Origin of the sequence: Zavarzinella formosa DSM 19928, from assembly GCF_000255705.1 — a bacterium.
GTDB lineage: Bacteria > Planctomycetota > Planctomycetia > Gemmatales > Gemmataceae > Zavarzinella > Zavarzinella formosa.
Map to the genome: position 1 here is coordinate 76,464 of NZ_JH636449.1, position 15,463 is coordinate 91,926.

General features: G+C 59.0%; 14 protein-coding genes and 1 pseudogene. 10 read left to right on the forward strand and 5 right to left on the reverse strand.

The window, feature by feature from the left end; all coding sequences use genetic code 11:
• The first annotated feature begins 114 nt into the window (after nt 1–114).
• The 8 genes from BGIM_RS59160 (at nt 115) to BGIM_RS55080 (ending at nt 7,142) form a co-directional block, all read left to right on the forward strand.
• Nucleotides 115–2,958: a proprotein convertase P-domain-containing protein gene (locus tag BGIM_RS59160; protein ID WP_020475325.1), complete on the forward strand. Its 2,844-nt coding sequence runs from the start codon at nt 115–117 to the stop codon at nt 2,956–2,958.
• A 158-nt stretch (nt 2,959–3,116) separates the two neighbouring features.
• Nucleotides 3,117–3,377, forward strand: a complete 261-nt coding sequence (gene rpmB, locus BGIM_RS0140550; protein WP_020475326.1) for a 50S ribosomal protein L28 — start codon at nt 3,117–3,119, stop codon at nt 3,375–3,377.
• A gap of 60 nt (nt 3,378–3,437) precedes the next feature.
• Nucleotides 3,438–3,740 (forward strand): Asp-tRNA(Asn)/Glu-tRNA(Gln) amidotransferase subunit GatC, encoded by a 303-nt coding sequence (gatC, locus tag BGIM_RS0140555; RefSeq protein WP_020475327.1) that lies wholly within the window; start codon nt 3,438–3,440, stop codon nt 3,738–3,740.
• 52 nt (nt 3,741–3,792) lie between these two features.
• Complete coding sequence (locus BGIM_RS68515) at nt 3,793–4,002, forward strand: addiction module protein (protein WP_072022314.1); 210 nt, start codon at nt 3,793–3,795, stop codon at nt 4,000–4,002.
• A gap of 22 nt (nt 4,003–4,024) precedes the next feature.
• On the forward strand, nt 4,025–4,273 hold the full coding sequence (locus BGIM_RS0140560; RefSeq protein ID WP_020475328.1) for a DUF7660 family protein: 249 nt from the start codon (nt 4,025–4,027) through the stop codon (nt 4,271–4,273).
• Nucleotides 4,274–4,372: 99 nt separating this feature from the next.
• Entirely contained in the window at nt 4,373–5,830 is a 1,458-nt protein-coding gene (gatA, locus tag BGIM_RS0140565; RefSeq protein ID WP_020475329.1) for an Asp-tRNA(Asn)/Glu-tRNA(Gln) amidotransferase subunit GatA, read from the forward strand.
• Nucleotides 5,831–5,861: 31 nt separating this feature from the next.
• Complete coding sequence (locus BGIM_RS55075; protein ID WP_020475330.1) at nt 5,862–6,290, forward strand: hypothetical protein; 429 nt, start codon at nt 5,862–5,864, stop codon at nt 6,288–6,290.
• Between the two features lie 138 nt (nt 6,291–6,428).
• Nucleotides 6,429–7,142: a M90 metallopeptidase family protein gene (locus tag BGIM_RS55080; protein WP_020475331.1), complete on the forward strand. Its 714-nt coding sequence runs from the start codon at nt 6,429–6,431 to the stop codon at nt 7,140–7,142.
• Between the two features lie 70 nt (nt 7,143–7,212).
• On the opposite strand, the gene BGIM_RS0140580 is transcribed toward BGIM_RS55080, so the two are convergent.
• The gene (locus tag BGIM_RS0140580; protein WP_020475332.1) at nt 7,213–8,073 is read right to left on the reverse strand and encodes a TolB family protein; all 861 of its coding nucleotides are present in this window, start codon (nt 8,071–8,073) and stop codon (nt 7,213–7,215) included.
• Nucleotides 8,060–9,397 carry a DUF1501 domain-containing protein gene (locus BGIM_RS0140585; protein WP_020475333.1) on the reverse strand — a complete coding sequence of 446 codons (1,338 nt, stop codon included), beginning with the start codon at nt 9,395–9,397 and terminating at the stop codon, nt 8,060–8,062. Before BGIM_RS0140585 ends, BGIM_RS0140580 begins: the two co-directional genes overlap by 14 nt.
• A 153-nt stretch (nt 9,398–9,550) precedes the next feature.
• Here BGIM_RS0140585 and BGIM_RS0140590 point away from each other — a divergent pair, with 153 nt between their 5' ends.
• Nucleotides 9,551–10,444 (forward strand): DUF58 domain-containing protein, encoded by an 894-nt coding sequence (locus BGIM_RS0140590; RefSeq protein ID WP_020475334.1) that lies wholly within the window; start codon nt 9,551–9,553, stop codon nt 10,442–10,444.
• Between the two features lie 205 nt (nt 10,445–10,649).
• Here the strand turns inward: BGIM_RS0140590 and BGIM_RS0140595 are convergent, their stop codons facing one another.
• From BGIM_RS0140595 to BGIM_RS0140610, 3 genes are all read right to left on the reverse strand, one after another.
• On the reverse strand, nt 10,650–11,855 hold the full coding sequence (locus BGIM_RS0140595) for a dipeptidase (protein ID WP_020475335.1): 1,206 nt from the start codon (nt 11,853–11,855) through the stop codon (nt 10,650–10,652).
• A gap of 8 nt (nt 11,856–11,863) precedes the next feature.
• A complete protein-coding gene (locus BGIM_RS0140600) occupies nt 11,864–12,604 on the reverse strand; it encodes a lipoate--protein ligase family protein (protein WP_157369803.1) in 741 nt (246 codons plus the stop codon).
• A 341-nt stretch (nt 12,605–12,945) separates the two neighbouring features.
• The gene (locus BGIM_RS0140610; protein WP_040891851.1) at nt 12,946–14,748 is read right to left on the reverse strand and encodes a BBP7 family outer membrane beta-barrel protein; all 1,803 of its coding nucleotides are present in this window, start codon (nt 14,746–14,748) and stop codon (nt 12,946–12,948) included.
• 418 nt (nt 14,749–15,166) lie between these two features.
• On the opposite strand from BGIM_RS0140610, the pseudogene BGIM_RS65265 reads away from it, so the two are divergent.
• Nucleotides 15,167–15,463, forward strand: a pseudogene (locus BGIM_RS65265) (hypothetical protein); the annotation flags it as partial.

Genomic DNA, 15,463 nt, shown 5'->3' on the forward strand with positions numbered 1-15,463 from the left:
TCCGCGTGAAGTTCTCTGGTTTCTGAGTGCGGTTCGCTGTTGTGCGGCAAATCTGGAAACAGGTATAACCAATCAACAAAATTTTTCCTTGGATCATTCTCCGGAAAAGTCACGATGGCTTCGTTTCGGTCTTTGAAGACTCGCACCCTGCAGTTGGATTTTCTCGAAACCCGAGCCGTGTTCAGTGTGACCACGGCGCCGGACGCATTCCCGCCGCCGCCACCCGGTTCAGGCCCGGTGGCGGCCACGGTTGAAACCGACCCGCAAATGGTTCCGGCCGCCACGGCTGCGGCGACGGCGGATCAAACCTTCCTGCTGCACAGCAGGCCATCGGCCACGAAAGTCATCTACTTGGACTTTACCGGCCATACCACCGTCAACACGGCTTGGAATCAATACACGTCTCTCAGTTCGATTGTTACGCCTCCCTACAACTTTGAAGGAAGCCCGACCACTTTTTCCACGAATGAGCGAGCCAGAATTCAGGCCATTTGGGCCAGAGTCTCCGAAGATTTTGCTCCTTTTGACGTTGATGTGACGACCGAAGACCCGGGCGCTCAAAATCTCCTTGATAGCGGCGGGGGGGACACTCATTGGGGTGTCCGTGTTTGTATTGGCGGATCGTATGGCGATTGGTTTAAGCAACCGGCTGGTGGCGTCACTTTAACCCGGTTCGAGTATTACGGCGATGGTGTGAACGACTGCCCTAATTTTGTGTTCGCAAACACGCAATACAATCGCGTCGATTACATCACCCTGGCGGTAAGCCACGAAGTCGGTCATTCCTTGGGACTGAGCCATGACGGGACAGGCACCAATCTCAATTCCTATTACGGCGGGCAGGGGCGCTGGGCGCCGATCATGGGGGCTGGTTACGACCGGCCCGTCACGCAATGGAACAACGGTGATTATGCCAATGCTGACAACCATGAAGACGATCTGGCCATCATCACCACCCAGAACGGATTCGGCTATCGGCCGGACGATTACGGCGACACCATTGCCGCCGCTGGCAATATCACCCTGACCACGCCGACGACGTTTTCGGCCAACGGAGTCATCGAGCGAAACACGGACATGGATGTCCTGAAATTGCAACCGGGATTTGGCCCGCTTTCCATCACGATCAACCCGTATCTGCCTGACCCCAATCTCGACATCAAGGCTGAATTGCTCGACTCCACCGGGGCGGTCATTGCCACGTCCGATCCGTCGAATTCGATGGCCGCGAAGATCACCGCGACGATTTCGTCAACGAACCCCTTCTATCTGCGAATTTCGGGCGTCGGCTCGGGCAATCCGCTCACCACCGGGTATTCCAAGTATGGCAGCATCGGCCAGTATTTTGTGACCGGCACGATGGCCCAATATGTTCCGCCGAATCCGTTGCGAGTGACAGCATTGACAGCCACCGAATCCGTCACCGGCTTGGTGACTGGCGCGAGGGTGAGCTTTAATTACCCGGTGGATCGCAAAACTCTGATCGCCGCCAACATCAAAATCACCGGCCCGGCCGGCGGAGCGGTGGCTCTCACGGGCGTGCGACCTGTGCCGGGATCGCTGACAGACGTGGATTTGCTGTTTACGCCCCAAAAGATCACCGGGACGGGCGGCGTCCGGGTGGCGCTCTCGCCCAATATTCAGTCTCTTGCTCGCATCAAACTTGATACGGACGAAGACAACACCACCGGCGAACTGGATGATTTTTACGCCGCCGATGTGTTCAAGTTCGATTCGACCCCGTTGACGCCCGCTCCCATTGACGATGGCGCGACGACAGATTTCCCTCTCGTCGTGAACCGGGCCTTCAACATCCGCGACCTGAATGTGCGGGTGAATCTCAAACATCCGGCGGTCGGCGAGTTGGAAATTGATCTGGTTTCGCCAAACAACACCGTGATTCGGCTCTTCAACCACCGGGGTGGCCTCGGCGACAATCTGACTGACACTCGTTTCGACGAACAATCGACAAAGCTCCTCTCACCCCCCTCGGCCGCCCCCTTCAAGGCGGTGTTCAAACCGGATTTTGACACGCTTACACTGGCGTCGCTCAATGGCACATCCTCAATTGGAACGTGGAAGCTCCGTGTCATCGACAACTCGACAGGCATGACTGGAGTCCTCAATTCTTGGGGCCTGACATTCACCACGGATGATGCCCGCCAATCCCTCTCTGTCGTGGCGGTCACCCCGATTAACGACGCGGCCAGTACGTTTGCCAACCTCTATCGGTCATTCACGGTCGAATTTGGTTCGTCCATGAACCCGGCCACCGTGACCACCGCTGACTTCAAGGTGTTCAATCCGAAGAATGCGGCCGTGGGCGTCCTGTCTGTCAAACCCGTGGCTGGCGATCCGACCAAATTCTTGGTGACGACGGCCGTCTGGACGAAGGCGGGAGCCTACACAATCAAGATCGGCCCGAATGTCGCGGATACATTGGGCGACAGCTTTGACGTGAACAGCAACGGTTTTTATCTGGAGGCGGCGGACACGGCCGTTTTCGTAAAGGTTGTGGATAAAAACGTGTATCAATCGAGTCCCGTTGCCGCGAACATCCCGGATGGCAAGAATTCGCTCATCAGTTCCATCGTCATCCCGGACGCCATTTCCATCGGCCAGCTAGCAATAACTGTCAACGTCCAGCACACCAATCTGGCCGACTTGCGTCTGACACTGATCTCCCCAACCGGGGCGACCTTCCTTTTGGCCAATGACGGCACATTGACCGGCGACAACCTGACAAACATGACCTTTACGGATGAAGCCGCCCGATCGATCACTGCCGGTTCCGGCCCCTACCGCGGCGACTATCAACCCGCGTCGCCGCTGAGTTCCCTGCTGGCCACAACCGCCAAAGGGACATGGAAATTGAAGATCGAAGACGTGAGTTTGAACGGCGTCGGACAGCCGAGCAAACTGCTAAACTGGCAAATTGACGTGCGACCGGGGCCGTGATGCGGACAACTCGCGACAGGAAGCCCGACCGCACAATCTTGGGTTCCCTTCTCGTCGGCTCTTGCCCTCCCGCCCCCCCGTTTCCTATACCAGTTGTTTGCAGAATACGCACGGACCGGAATGATGCCGGTCCTTTGATTATTCGGAGTGAGCCGGTCATGGGCATGCAGTGTAAGATTTGCGCGAAGACGCCTGCCGTGGGCAACCAGAAGACCTATCGCGGGAAGGCCAAGTACCTCGGCGGGGTCGGTAAGAAGATCACCGGCACCTCCCGCCGCGTCTATTACCCAAACCTCCAGAGCATCCGCATCGTCCTCGACGGCAAGACCGTCCGGGCCAACGTGTGCGTCCAGTGCATCCGCAGCGGCCGGATCACCCGTCCGGTGAAGCGGAAGGCTTTCGCCACCCCCACGGTCTAATCCCCATCGGGCTGTCCCCGCGTGCCGCGCCCCGGAACGACGGGACGGGAGAACTCCGGCATGGACATTGATAACGTTCGCAAAGTGGCCAAGCTCGCGCGCCTCGATCTTTCCGAGGCCGACTTGGCCACGATGACCACACAACTCTCGGCCATCCTCAGTTATGTCGATCAGTTGAAGGAACTCGACACGGACAACGTGGAGCCGATGGCCCACCCGTTGCCGTTGAAAAACGTGTTCCGCCCCGACGAACTCCGTCCCTCCCTTCCGGTCGACGAAGCCCTGAAAAACGCCCCCGCCCGCAGCGGCGACTTCTTCGCCGTCCCCGCGATTCTGGACGCTGGGGATGATTTGAGTCATTGAAGTTAGGGTTTAGGGGATAGGGTTTAGGGTTTAGGGGTTAGCAGGCATCCCTATGGAACATCTTCGCTCTGAGGCCACACGCCGGCCTCATGGACTTTCTGATTGCCAGCCTCACAATCTGGGCGACTATCATGAGTCTGCTCCGAGCCCGGAGTTATTGATTGAACTGCACAGACGACTGGCTGCTTACGACGCAGACCCAAGCCGGGCGTTGACGTGGGAACAAGTTGTCGCCAAAGTGACACGGACGAAGCGAGGCTAGTCATCGTAAAATGAGGTCCGGGATGGACAATCCGATGGCGATCCATTCAAGGGACGACTTGGTGTCATTTATCGATCATCTGGCGGCTGACTTGGAGTCCAATCCCGCCGGATGGGAAAACGATACGTTGCCCAAATTTCTCGACGCTCTTTCTCGGTACTTGCACGATCTCCCAGGATGGTGTCTCAACAATTCTCCGGAAACCAATCCTGAAACCGCACAATGGAGCCTGATCGCCGTCGCTTTGTCTGGTGCCGCCGTTTACGAATAACGCGGACTGATTGTCAAAGTTCCATAATTCAACAAGACCGACGATCACGCTGTCTTTGCTTGCTAACCCCTAAACCCCAACCCCTAAACCCTAACCACAATGATCGAACGCACCGCCGCCGAATTGATTGCCCTGCAAGCGAAGGGCGAAGCCACCGCCGAGGCGATCACGGATGCCTTTCTCGCGTCCATCAAGGCCCGCGACGGTGAAGTGAAGGCTTACCAGTTCGTCGACGAGGCTCTCGCCCGCGAACAGGCGAAGGCCGTGGACGCCAAGCGCAAGAGCGGGGCAAAGCTCGGGGCGCTGGCCGGGGTGCCCATCGCCATCAAGGACGTGCTTTGCACCAAGGGGTTGCCGACGACTTGCAGCAGCAAAATGCTGCAAAACTTCATCCCTCCATACGACGCCCATGTGATCGAAAATCTGAAGGCGGCCGATGCCGTGCTGATCGGCAAGACGAACATGGACGAATTTGCGATGGGTTCGTCCACCGAGAATAGCGCCTACAAAACCACCCGCAACCCGTGGGACTTGGAACGCATCCCCGGCGGGTCGTCCGGCGGGTCGGCGGCGGCCGTCGCGGCTTGCGAGGCGGCTTGCTCCCTCGGGACGGACACCGGCGGCTCCATCCGGCAACCGGCCAGCCTGTGCGGCATCGTCGGCATCAAGCCGACCTATGGCCGGGTGTCGCGGTATGGGTTGATTGCCTTCGCCAGTTCGCTCGACCAAGTCGGCCCATTCACCCACGACGTGACGGACAACGCCCTGCTGATGGAAGTGATCTCCGGTCACGATCCCCGCGACAGCACGAGTGTTGATGAACCAGTTCCCGCCTACACGAAGACGCTGAACACGCCGGTGAAGGGGCTGACTATCGGCGTCGCCCGCGAATACTTCGGCGAGGGACTGGACCCGGAGGTGGAAGCCTCCGTGAAGCAAGCCCTCAAGGAATACGAAAAGCTCGGGGCGACGATCAAGGAAGTCTCCCTGCCGCACAGCAAATACGCGGTAGCGGTTTATTACATCGTGGCCACCGCCGAGGCTTCCAGCAATCTGGCCCGCTACGACGGCATGCACTACGGCCACCGCGCCAAGGGCAAGCACGACCTGATCGCCACTTACAGCAAGAGCCGCGCGGAAGGTTTCGGCAAGGAAGTTCAACGCCGGATCATGCTGGGAACCTACGCCCTTTCCAGCGGCTACAAGGACGCCTATTACCTGAAAGCCCTCAAGGTTCGCCGCCTCATCAAGAACGACTTCGACAAAGCCTTCGAGAGTTGCGACGTGGTGATGGGGCCGACCGCCCCGACCCCTGCGTTCAAACTCGGCGAAAAAACCGCCGACCCGCTCTCAATGTACCTCTCGGACATTTACACCATCTCTTGCAACCTCGCCGGCATTGCCGGCATCAGCATCCCGTGCGGCTTCTCGAAGACGGGCCTCCCCATCGGCCTGCAAATCCAAGCCCCGCCGTTCGCGGAAGAAAAGATGTTGCAAGTGGCCAGAATGTACGAAGCCGCCACCGACTGGCACACAAAACGGCCGAAGTTGGGATAACCACTGTAGAGACTTTGGTGTGAGAGATTAAGTGGCCGATCTCGCCGAACAGATCGCTCATTCTGCCGCGAAAGTTGTCGCCTCGGGCGAATCGCGGAATGGAAGCGAGTTGGACTATTCGGAAGCCAGCCTGGCGGCTGTTGAGGCGATGCTCGCCGAGGCGGCTGAATTCGCTGGTGAAATGACACCGGCTCATCTCACAACCTTGGCTCAAGACATCGGGTGTTACATCTTGGAAGTCGGCCGACGATCATTCGGCGGTCGTTATCTCTGGCACGATCAAAGAGATCAACCAGTGCTGGTGGTGGGCGAGCCGATTTTTCGGGTCGCCATCCTCGCGTGGAACAAGGTGCGGGGCCGTCTCGGCGGTGATACTGGCGATAACATTCCGTTCTTCTACGCCGGATTCGCGGAGCGAGTGCGGAGTGCGAGTCCGGGCACTGATGCGTTGTATGTGTAGGACGGCAGGGCAGAGAAACTACCATGACTGATTCGCCGCCAGATGAGTTATTGGAAGCCTTAATCGAACAACTGGCTGCCCGCAAACCAATGGAAACAGCCTCTCTATGACAGCCGCCGACAAACCGGAGTAGACCGCATGCGAATCAAAACACTGCTGATTCTCATTCTCTTTTCCACCCTTTCCTTCGCCGCCGACCCGCCGCCATCGAAGCCCGCCTCGCACACAACCAAAACCATTCACGGTTGGGAAGTGCGGGTTGATGATCGACTTCTCAGCGGGCCGGAGGCCGACACCGGGAAGACGGCGATTCATTGCGTCGAGGGGCAGCTTCATCAAATCACGCTGGTACTGTCCGCCGAGAAGCTGACGCGGTTGCGGAAGGTGCCGATCTGGCTCGATTTCACCTATGACACACTGAAACCGGCCCAATATCACCCGAGTGTTGACTGGCTGGCGGGCAAGGGCTACGACCGGGCGCTGGCCAAGTGCGTTCACATTCCGAACGCCCGGTATTTCGTCAACCCCCGGCATCAACGGGAACAACCGTGGGCCGTCATGCACGAACTGGCCCACGCCTATCACGACCAAGTGCTGGATTTCGAGAACGCCAAGATCAAAGACATCTGGCAGGACTATGTGAAAAGTGGTCACGGCAAGGAAGTGCTGCACATCAACGGCTCGACATCCAACAAACACTACGCCCTGACGAACCAGAAAGAGTTCTTCGCCGAAATGACGGAGAGTTATCTGGGCCGCAACGATTTCTTCCCGTTCAACAGCGCCGAGTTGAAACAGGCCGAACCGGCGATCTTCAAATTGATGGAAGAAACGTGGGGCAAGTTGCCGTGAAACCGGGCTACCAAGTAGGTCAGGCTTTCTAGCCTGACAGATCTGTCAGGCTAGAAAGCCTGACCTACTTTCAATCAACCACCATCAAATACAAATCCAACTTCCCCTTCCGTTCTCCCACAAATACGATTCGTTTGCCATCCGGATGCCAGGCGGGGTAGTCATCTCGTTCCGGGTGGTTGGTCAGTTGCTTCAGGTGGGTGCCATCAACATTCACCACATACAGGTCGTAATTATCCCCGTGGTTGGAGGCGAAGGCGATTCGCTGGCTGTCCGGGGACCAAGCGGGGTGGGATTGCATCCCGGCCAGTTTGATGACTCGTTTGGGGTTCGATCCGTCGGCGTTGGCCACGTACAAATCGAAGTCCCCGTCCCGGCTGGAGCAGAAGGCGATTTTCTTGCCGTCCGGCGAATAAGTCGGCCAACTGTTGATGCCGCCGCTGGCCACTTGTTTGCGGTCCTTGCCCTCTTTGTTCACGGAGGCGATTTCCTGACCGGTCGCGGCCGGGATGGCGAAGGCGACCCGCTCCCCGGAGGGGTGGAATGTCGGGCGCCGGATCGAGGAAAAGCCGCCGCTGGGGTCGAAGACGTTTTCTTTGCCGGTCTTTGTTTCGCGGATCACCAGTCGCATGTTCAGGTTGCCGCGACTTTGGATGAACGCATACATCCCGTCGTCCGGCGTATGAGTCGATTCATATTCGGAGGTCGTGGCCGACGGGTGGAGCCGGTCAATCGTTTTGTCGGCCAGTTTCAGCCGTTTCAACGTGAGCAGCGTTGGCAAATCGAGCGAAGTGAAGACGATTTCGTCTCCCTTGGCCGTGAACGCCAGATCGGATTTCGTGCCGCCGTCGGTGGTGAGCCGAATCGGCTCGGCGGCGGTCAACGAACTGGTGAGCAACAACCCAATCAGGGCGAGTTTAGAAAAGTTCATGGATCACCCGTGTGCCGCCAAGGACGCCGAGTTCCGCGCGTTTGGCTGAACTGACGCCCGCCAAATCGAGCATCGTGGCTCCGGCCATGCCGGGAGTGATCGGCTCCGTCAGCGGGGACGATCCGGTTTTGTCACTGTCGCCGATCACTTGCCCGCCGCGAACGCCCGCCCCGGCCCAGATGGAGAAATAGCATTGCGGCCAATGGTCGCGGGAAGCTTGCCCGTTGATGCGGGGTGTCCGGCCGAATTCCCCCATCGCCACCACCAGCGTTGTTTTCAACAAACCACGTTCGTGCAAATCATCCATCAGGGCACTGTAGGCCCGGTCGAGGATCGGGGCGTGCCGGTCGGGGAGGAGGTCGAACTGGGCGATGTGGGTGTCCCAGCCGAAATCGCAATTGGGCGTGATCGCCTCGACGTATTGGCTCCAATTCACCTGAATATACGGCACTCCCGCCTCGACCAACCGTCGGGCTAGCAGGCATGATTGGCCGAATGATGTGTGGCCGTAGGCATCCCGGAGAGATTCCTTTTCATCCGTCAGCACAAGGGCTTTGCGGGCTTCCGGGGCTGTCAGCAGGGCATAGGCACGCCGGGTGGAGGCGTCCCATTTGGCGGCCTCCGCTTTGTCGGCGGTTCGCTGGAGTTTATCCAACCCGGCGAGGAGCGAACGGCGGTCGGTCAACACATCAGGCGAAAGGCCGTCGAGCAGTTTCAGCGAGGGGACATCGGTTTCGCCGTTCTCCGCACAATTCACCATGAACGGATCATGCGTCCGGCCCCAATTGCCGCCGCCGTAGCCTTTCATTAGGCCGACCACATCACGCGGAATCCCCCGGCCCACCGACACGAAGCCGGGCAATTCCCGGCCGCCGCGAACACGAGCGACCACGGAGCCGAAGTTCGGGGCTTTTCCCTCTTTCCCGTCGAGCATTCCAGTGAGGCCGATGGACCCGGCTTTGAGATGGTCGCCGTCTTGATTCTGCATCGACCGAATGAGGGCAAAGCGGTCGGCCTGCGCGGCCATCTTCGGAAAAAGTTCGGTGAAACGCAGGCCGGTGACCTTGGTGGGAATCGTGCCGAACGGCCCGCGAACCTCGGGGGCGGCGTTCGGTTTCGGGTCAAAAGAGTCAATGTGGCTCGGGGCACCCCAGAGCCAGAGAACCAACACGGATTTGGCCTTGGCCTCCCCATATTCCGGCGGCGTGTTCGGCGTCGAGAGGGCTGAGCCCATCGCAAACGGAAGCGACCCGGCGGCCGTCAGAAACGACCGGCGGCTCATCGATGAATGCAATCGGCTGCGGAACTGACCGGCATGAAACATGGAGAGACCCCGAGGGGCTGATGGCAGGCAGAATCACATGATACCAGACACATTGAAACGATGCGATTGGAATTCGGGCGAGGATTCATTTCACCGAATGCTATCCTAAACAGAGATACTCCCGCATGGCTTGGCCGACCGGAATTCCCGCCGATGGTCCGTTTTGATCCCACCGAACTCCGCAAATATGGCGGTCTGACGCTGCTGGCTCGCGGCGTGGTCGAAGGATTCCTCACCGGCATCCACCGCAGCCCGTTCAAGGGCTTTTCCGTGGAGTTTGCCGAACACCGGCAATATGTCGCCGGGGATGAAATTCGCCACATCGACTGGCGGGCCTTCGGCAAAACCGACCGTTACTATGTGAAGGAATACGAGGAAGAAACCAATCTCAAGGCTTATGTGATCGTTGATGCCTCCGCGAGCATGGGCTTTCGCGGATCGAAGAAGTCACCCAGCAAGCTGGAATATGCCTCTCAAGTGGCGGCGAGTCTGGCTTACCTGATGCTCCACCAAGCCGACGCGGTGGGATTAATTACCCACGACACCAAGGTTCGGACGCTCATCACTCCGAAAGCCAGCCCGAAACATCTCCTTCAAATTCTCCGCACGCTGGAAGGCACTGTGCCGGGGGGCGAAACATCGCTGGCCACCGTGTGGGATGAACTGGCCGGGCACCATCTGAAACGCCGGGGAGTGGTCATCATCCTGTCGGATTTCTTCGACGGCATTGATCCGATGATCAAAGCCCTGCAACACCTGCGGCATCGCAACCATGAGGTGATGCTGTTTCAGGTGATGGCCCCGGAGGAGATGGATTTCCCCTACAAGCGGCTCACCCAATTCCGGCATCTGGAACTAACCGGGGAAAAGAAGATCGTCGATCCCCGCCGACTGCGAGAGGATTACCTGAAGAATCTGGCCGCCTTTCAAACCGAGTTGCGGGAACGGGCCGGTAAACTTCAGGTTGATTACCACCTGATGCGGACGGACACCCCGGTCGCCCATGCGTTGGGGTTGTATTTGAACCGGCGAATGAGCCAGGGGTAATTAGATCTGAGGGAGGGCAAGAAACGAAGACTTCTCGCAAAGTTCGCAAAGAACCGCAAAGCTCGCAAAAGAGATTTTTGAAATGTCATTCTCAATTCTTCCAGCCGTGGAAGAGTGATTAATGCAATTCAGTTGCTCTTTTGCGAGCTTTGCGGTTCTTAGCGAACTTTGCGAGAAGTCTTCGTTTCTTGCTCTTTTCGTTTGCTCACTTCCCGGCCGCCGCTTCGACACCTTTCATCACTCGCATGAAGTTGCCACCGAGGATTTTGAGGATTTGTTCCTTCTTGTATCCACGGTTGAGTAACTCCTGCGTGATGAGCGGGTAAGAGTCCACGCCGTCCAGTTGTTCGGGCCAGGCGTCGATGCCGTCAAAGTCCGAGCCGATGCCCACGTGGTCGATGCCGGCGACTTTCACCAAGTGTTCAATGTGGTCGATCACGTCGTGGATGGTCCCCTTGGGGATCGGGTGCGCCCGGCGCCATTCCTTCATCGCTTCCTGACGTTTGGCTTCGTCGGGATATTTCTTCTCAATCTCGTTTGCCGCATTGAACATATCCTTGCGAATGCGGGCCGCCTCGGGGACCACGAAGCCACTGTAGAAATTCACCATCACGATGCCGCCGTTGGCCGAGGTCAGTTTCAAAACATCATCCGGCACGTTTCTGGCATGGTCGGCCAAGGCCCGCGCGGATGAGTGGGAGAAAATCACCGGGGCCTTGCTGATTCGGATGGCGTGTTTCATCGTGTCCGGCGAAACATGCGACAGATCAACCATCATGCCCAGCCGGTTCATCTCGCCGACGACATCTTCGCCGAACTTCGACAGACCGTTGCTCTTGGGCTTGTCCGTCGCGGCGTCGGCCCAATCGAGCGTTTGCGTGTGGGTGAGGGTCATGTAACGCACGCCGAGTTGGTGGTACATGCGCAGGACGCCGAGGGAGTTGTCGATGCTGTGGCCCCCTTCGACGCCGATCAGCGAGGCAATCTTGCCGCTTTTGCGAATGCGTTCGATGTCCGCGACCGTCGTGGCGAACTCAAAGGTGTCCGGGTAGGTTTTCACCATCCGGTGAATCACGTCGATTTGTTCGAGCGTCTGTTTGACGGCGATGCCCTGCTTCATGGTTTCCACCGGGACATACGCCGCCCAACACTGGACGCCGACGTTGCCCTTGCGAAGCCGGGGGATGTCTGTCTGGAGTTTCTTCTGGTCCCGGCTGATGTCCAGCGAGGAGAAACTAAGGGAGCCCTTTTCACGCATCTGCCACGGGAGGTCGTTGTGGCCGTCCGCCACCAAAGCTTCCATGTGGATAGCCTTGGCCTCGTCCGTCAGGACGACCGGCTTGCGAACCGGAGGATCGGCGAACGCGGCCGCCGGGAAAGCCAACAAGCCGAGCAAGAAAATGTGTCGCATCGGAGGTGTCACCGTTTGTCGTTCCACTCGGGAGAGGCGTATTTGGTTTCGCGGATCTGGGCGGCATCGGCCAGTTCTTCCCCGGAGAGTTCGCCCGGTTCAAATGCCCAGCCGGTTTCCCCGGCCAGCACATCCAAGATTGCGGAAGCAAGCTCGCCCGGCAAAATATCCGTCCCAGTCAGTTCGCGCAAACCGGGTAATTCGGGCGTGTGTTCGCTTTGGGCGAGCAGGATGCTCCCATGCTGAAGCGTCGCCCCGTGCGGTCGGCGTTGGGCGCTGCCGGCAATCTTGGCCCCGTGCGTGACCAGATCGCCGGGTGTCTGGTGCAGGAAGCAGAGAAACGGGCCAAGTTTCTTTTCGTCGCCGCAGACGACGGGTTTCACGGTCGTGACTTCCCAATTCCTCAACGCCTTTTGCGCGGCATGATGAAACCGACACAACCAGCTTTCCGAGGTGTGCCAAGGCGAACCGGCCGGCAACGCGAGGGCATACGTCAACTCATGATGGTGGATGATCGCCGCCCCGCCGGTGTGCCGTCGGACATAGGGCAGCGACTTCAGCAGGGGATGTTCCAGCCGTTCGGCCTGGTTCTGGAAATAGCCCAGCGAAATGGTCGGCTCGGCCCACTCATAGAACCGCAATGTGGCTTGCCCGGATTTCAGGGCAGTATGGAGAATGGCTTCATCCAACGCCATCAGATCCGGTCCGGCGGCACTAATTCGCGGCAACAATCGACAAATTGCAGACATGGAGAAATGATAGCGGAAGAGAAGACTAACCACAAAGACGCAAAGATCACACAAAGTTTCACAAAGATCAAAGCAAAATTGAAGCAAAGGAAATCACATAAAGGAAACAAAGGAAAGACAATCATGTCGATGATCTTTCTCTTTGCTTCTTTCAAGTTTTTGTTTGCTTGTTGCTTTCGATCTCCAGTTGTTTTCTCTGTGAAACTTTGTGTGATCTTTGCGTCTTTGTGGTTAGTCTTTTCTTCCTTCTGTGGTTAGTCTTCTCTTCCTTTTCTTCCTCACAACTGTCAACGAAAAAAGGGGGCCGAAGCCCCCCGAAGCATCCTGCTTCTCTTCCGCTGTTACCAGCGGAATTCCAACCCCGTGCTCCAACCGGTCGCCCAGTAACCCGTGTCGTGCCGGGTGTAGGCCGGTCGCAAAGCCCCGGTGCCCGCGTCGGCCCCCGGATTCGGGATGAACGTGGAGTTCACCGTCCGGTCGATCTGCTCGCCGGCTCGCAGGACGTTCGACCAGTACATGAAGTTGTACCCGGCGAAGACCCGCAGGTTCTTGGTGACCTGATAACCGAGCGTCAGTTGCACATCCGGGATCACGCTGAAGCGATCCGAGTTATACGTTCCGATGTTCGGCGGCAGGGCCAGCAAGCCCCCCTGACTTTGGGACGACGAGCCGTCCGGGGTCAGGGTGTTCGTCACCCCGGTGATGGTCGTCTTCTGGTGGGTGATCCCCAAGGCCACCGTGCCACGGTAACCGAAGAAGAAGTTCCCGAACCGTTGTTCGCCAGCCAGCCCGATTTGCCCGCCGTAAAAGTCGTTGACCGTTTGGAACCGGTCGAACACCTGAATCCGCGTGCCGAACGGGGCGGCCGCGTTCGGATCGTTGCTGGTGGCGGTCAGATCTTCAAAGATCGAGAGCGTGTCCCGCAACCGCATGTAGCGGAAGCCGAACAACACATCCAACCGGCCGGACGGATCGCAACACAGCACCTTGCGAAGATTCGCCTCGGCCCCCATCAAGTCAGAGGTCGAGTTGATGGCGATCCGGCCTGAAAGAATCGGGCCAAGCGTGTTGTCGATGAAGGCCGCCAACTGGGCGTCCTCGGCCCCGCCCGGTGTGCGGAACGGCCGGAACAACCCCGGATCACCGTTGGAACTCGCGTTGAAGCGATCCCGAGCCTGGGCCAGACTGAAGTACCCGAGATCCAACCCGAGTCCTTCGCACTTGTCCAGCCAGACGCCGCCGCGGATGCGGACGCCGGAGCGCCAGTCGTTCAGCATGTCCGAGCCACCAAACGCGACTCGCGTGTCGGACAAGCCGATCGTGCCGAGCGAACCCCGCGGGGCCGTGGTCACCAAGGGGGGGATATTCGATCCCTTGGTTTTCCAGTTGAGGTATTCCGGGGCGATCCAGACGGTCGGCAGCGGACAGTTTGGCCCGCAGTTCGGGGCACAATCCATCACGCCGGGGATCGTTCCCATCATCGGCGTCGCGCAGTTGCCGTTGGCACAATCTCCGCCGGAGGGATAGCCATAGCCAAACGTCCCCGAACCGGGCACGTTATAACTCGGCACGGTGGTCACCCCGCCGGATTCCATCGGCATGGCACTGGAGATGGCCGGGCCGCCGGGCATGGTCGCCGGATTACCGGACATGCCTGGCATGGGGCCGGACGGCATCGGGCCGGTCGGCATGGGGCCAGTGTTCATCGGCATTTGCATTGGCGCCGACAGCACTTGGGGCGCCGCCGGGGTCTGCATGCTGGCGAACCCGGCCGCCCGGATATTCGGCTGGTATTGCGGCACATAGGCCGGTGTCGGGTTGCCGTTCTGCACCGCATACTGGGGAGCGGCCCCCGGTTGCACCACATATTGCGGGCCGCCCGGCGGCACATAGGCCGGGCCGTAGCCGGGGACGCCTCCCGTCGGCGCCACCGGTGCCGAATAGGTCGGCGCCGGAGCCGGATAGCCGGGCGGGTATCCAGGGGCGTAGGTCGGGGCCGCGCCCCGAGCCACGTATCCCGGCGTCGCCGGACCGGACTGCGGTTTGCCAAGGCTCGCCTTGGCGGGTGTGTCAGTCTGGGCTTGACCCGTCCCGGCCAAGGCCAGGCAACACGTCATGGTCGCCCACATTTTTCGCCGGATCATGCGATTGTTCCTTCCGTCCGGGGAACGCCTGTCGTCGCCTGGCTTCCCCCAGACCATCGACGGTTTCACGCCGCGAATTACCGAAAATCCATTCCTCGCAAGTTTGTATCGTCAGCCGGATTCTCCCGATATGACCAACCTTCCCGGTGTGCGGGATGTTTTGGTTGTGAGGGGGACTTACAACCGGAACAGTTTCACGACCCGGTGCGGATTACCCGTCTTGCGTGAATTAAAGAAATTGTTCCCGGCAAAAAGGGCGTACCTGCGAAAACCTGATGAAAGCCGTTCCCGGTTAATGATTTGCGCGAGGTCGAGATCCCGGATCAGTCTCTCTTCCCACCCGTCCGGGGGCTGTGGTAGAATCTTCAATTATTCAATCCGCAGGAAGCGGCCCGACCAGCCACGGAGAGGCTACGGCATGTCCACGACGAACAACCTGCCCACGCGCCAGCAGCTTGAGGAAATTGACGCCCTCTTGAAGCGGATACTCTCCCTGCCGCCCCTCGCCGTCGAAACGCGAGACGATTCGTCGGCGGTCACCCCTGCGCCAGCCGTCACCACGGTTCCCACAACCACCGCGCCGGCCCCGACAGCTTACGCCGAACCGCGCATCCAATCCTGGCGGGTGGAATGGCCGACCCCGGCCCCATCGGCGGCGCCAACTACCCCGGCGCCCCCGCCCGCAACAGTCGCCGCCTGGGGTTCTCCGGTCACG

Bases quoted from the DNA above. Each gene is read 5' to 3' on its own strand.
- BGIM_RS0140560 (WP_020475328.1), top strand. From the start codon at position 4,025: ATGGACAATCCGATGGCGATCCATTCAAGGGACGACTTGGTGTCATTT.
- rpmB (WP_020475326.1), top strand. From the start codon at position 3,117: ATGGGCATGCAGTGTAAGATTTGCGCGAAGACGCCTGCCGTGGGCAAC.
- gatC (WP_020475327.1), top strand. From the start codon at position 3,438: ATGGACATTGATAACGTTCGCAAAGTGGCCAAGCTCGCGCGCCTCGAT.
- BGIM_RS0140590 (WP_020475334.1), top strand. From the start codon at position 9,551: ATGGTCCGTTTTGATCCCACCGAACTCCGCAAATATGGCGGTCTGACG.
- gatA (WP_020475329.1), top strand. From the start codon at position 4,373: ATGATCGAACGCACCGCCGCCGAATTGATTGCCCTGCAAGCGAAGGGC.
- BGIM_RS0140580 (WP_020475332.1), bottom strand. From the start codon at position 8,073: ATGAACTTTTCTAAACTCGCCCTGATTGGGTTGTTGCTCACCAGTTCG.
- BGIM_RS0140600 (WP_157369803.1), bottom strand. From the start codon at position 12,604: ATGTCTGCAATTTGTCGATTGTTGCCGCGAATTAGTGCCGCCGGACCG.
- BGIM_RS0140585 (WP_020475333.1), bottom strand. From the start codon at position 9,397: ATGTTTCATGCCGGTCAGTTCCGCAGCCGATTGCATTCATCGATGAGC.
- BGIM_RS59160 (WP_020475325.1), top strand. From the start codon at position 115: ATGGCTTCGTTTCGGTCTTTGAAGACTCGCACCCTGCAGTTGGATTTT.
- BGIM_RS55080 (WP_020475331.1), top strand. From the start codon at position 6,429: ATGCGAATCAAAACACTGCTGATTCTCATTCTCTTTTCCACCCTTTCC.
- BGIM_RS68515 (WP_072022314.1), top strand. From the start codon at position 3,793: ATGGAACATCTTCGCTCTGAGGCCACACGCCGGCCTCATGGACTTTCT.
- BGIM_RS0140610 (WP_040891851.1), bottom strand. From the start codon at position 14,748: ATGATCCGGCGAAAAATGTGGGCGACCATGACGTGTTGCCTGGCCTTG.
- BGIM_RS0140595 (WP_020475335.1), bottom strand. From the start codon at position 11,855: ATGCGACACATTTTCTTGCTCGGCTTGTTGGCTTTCCCGGCGGCCGCG.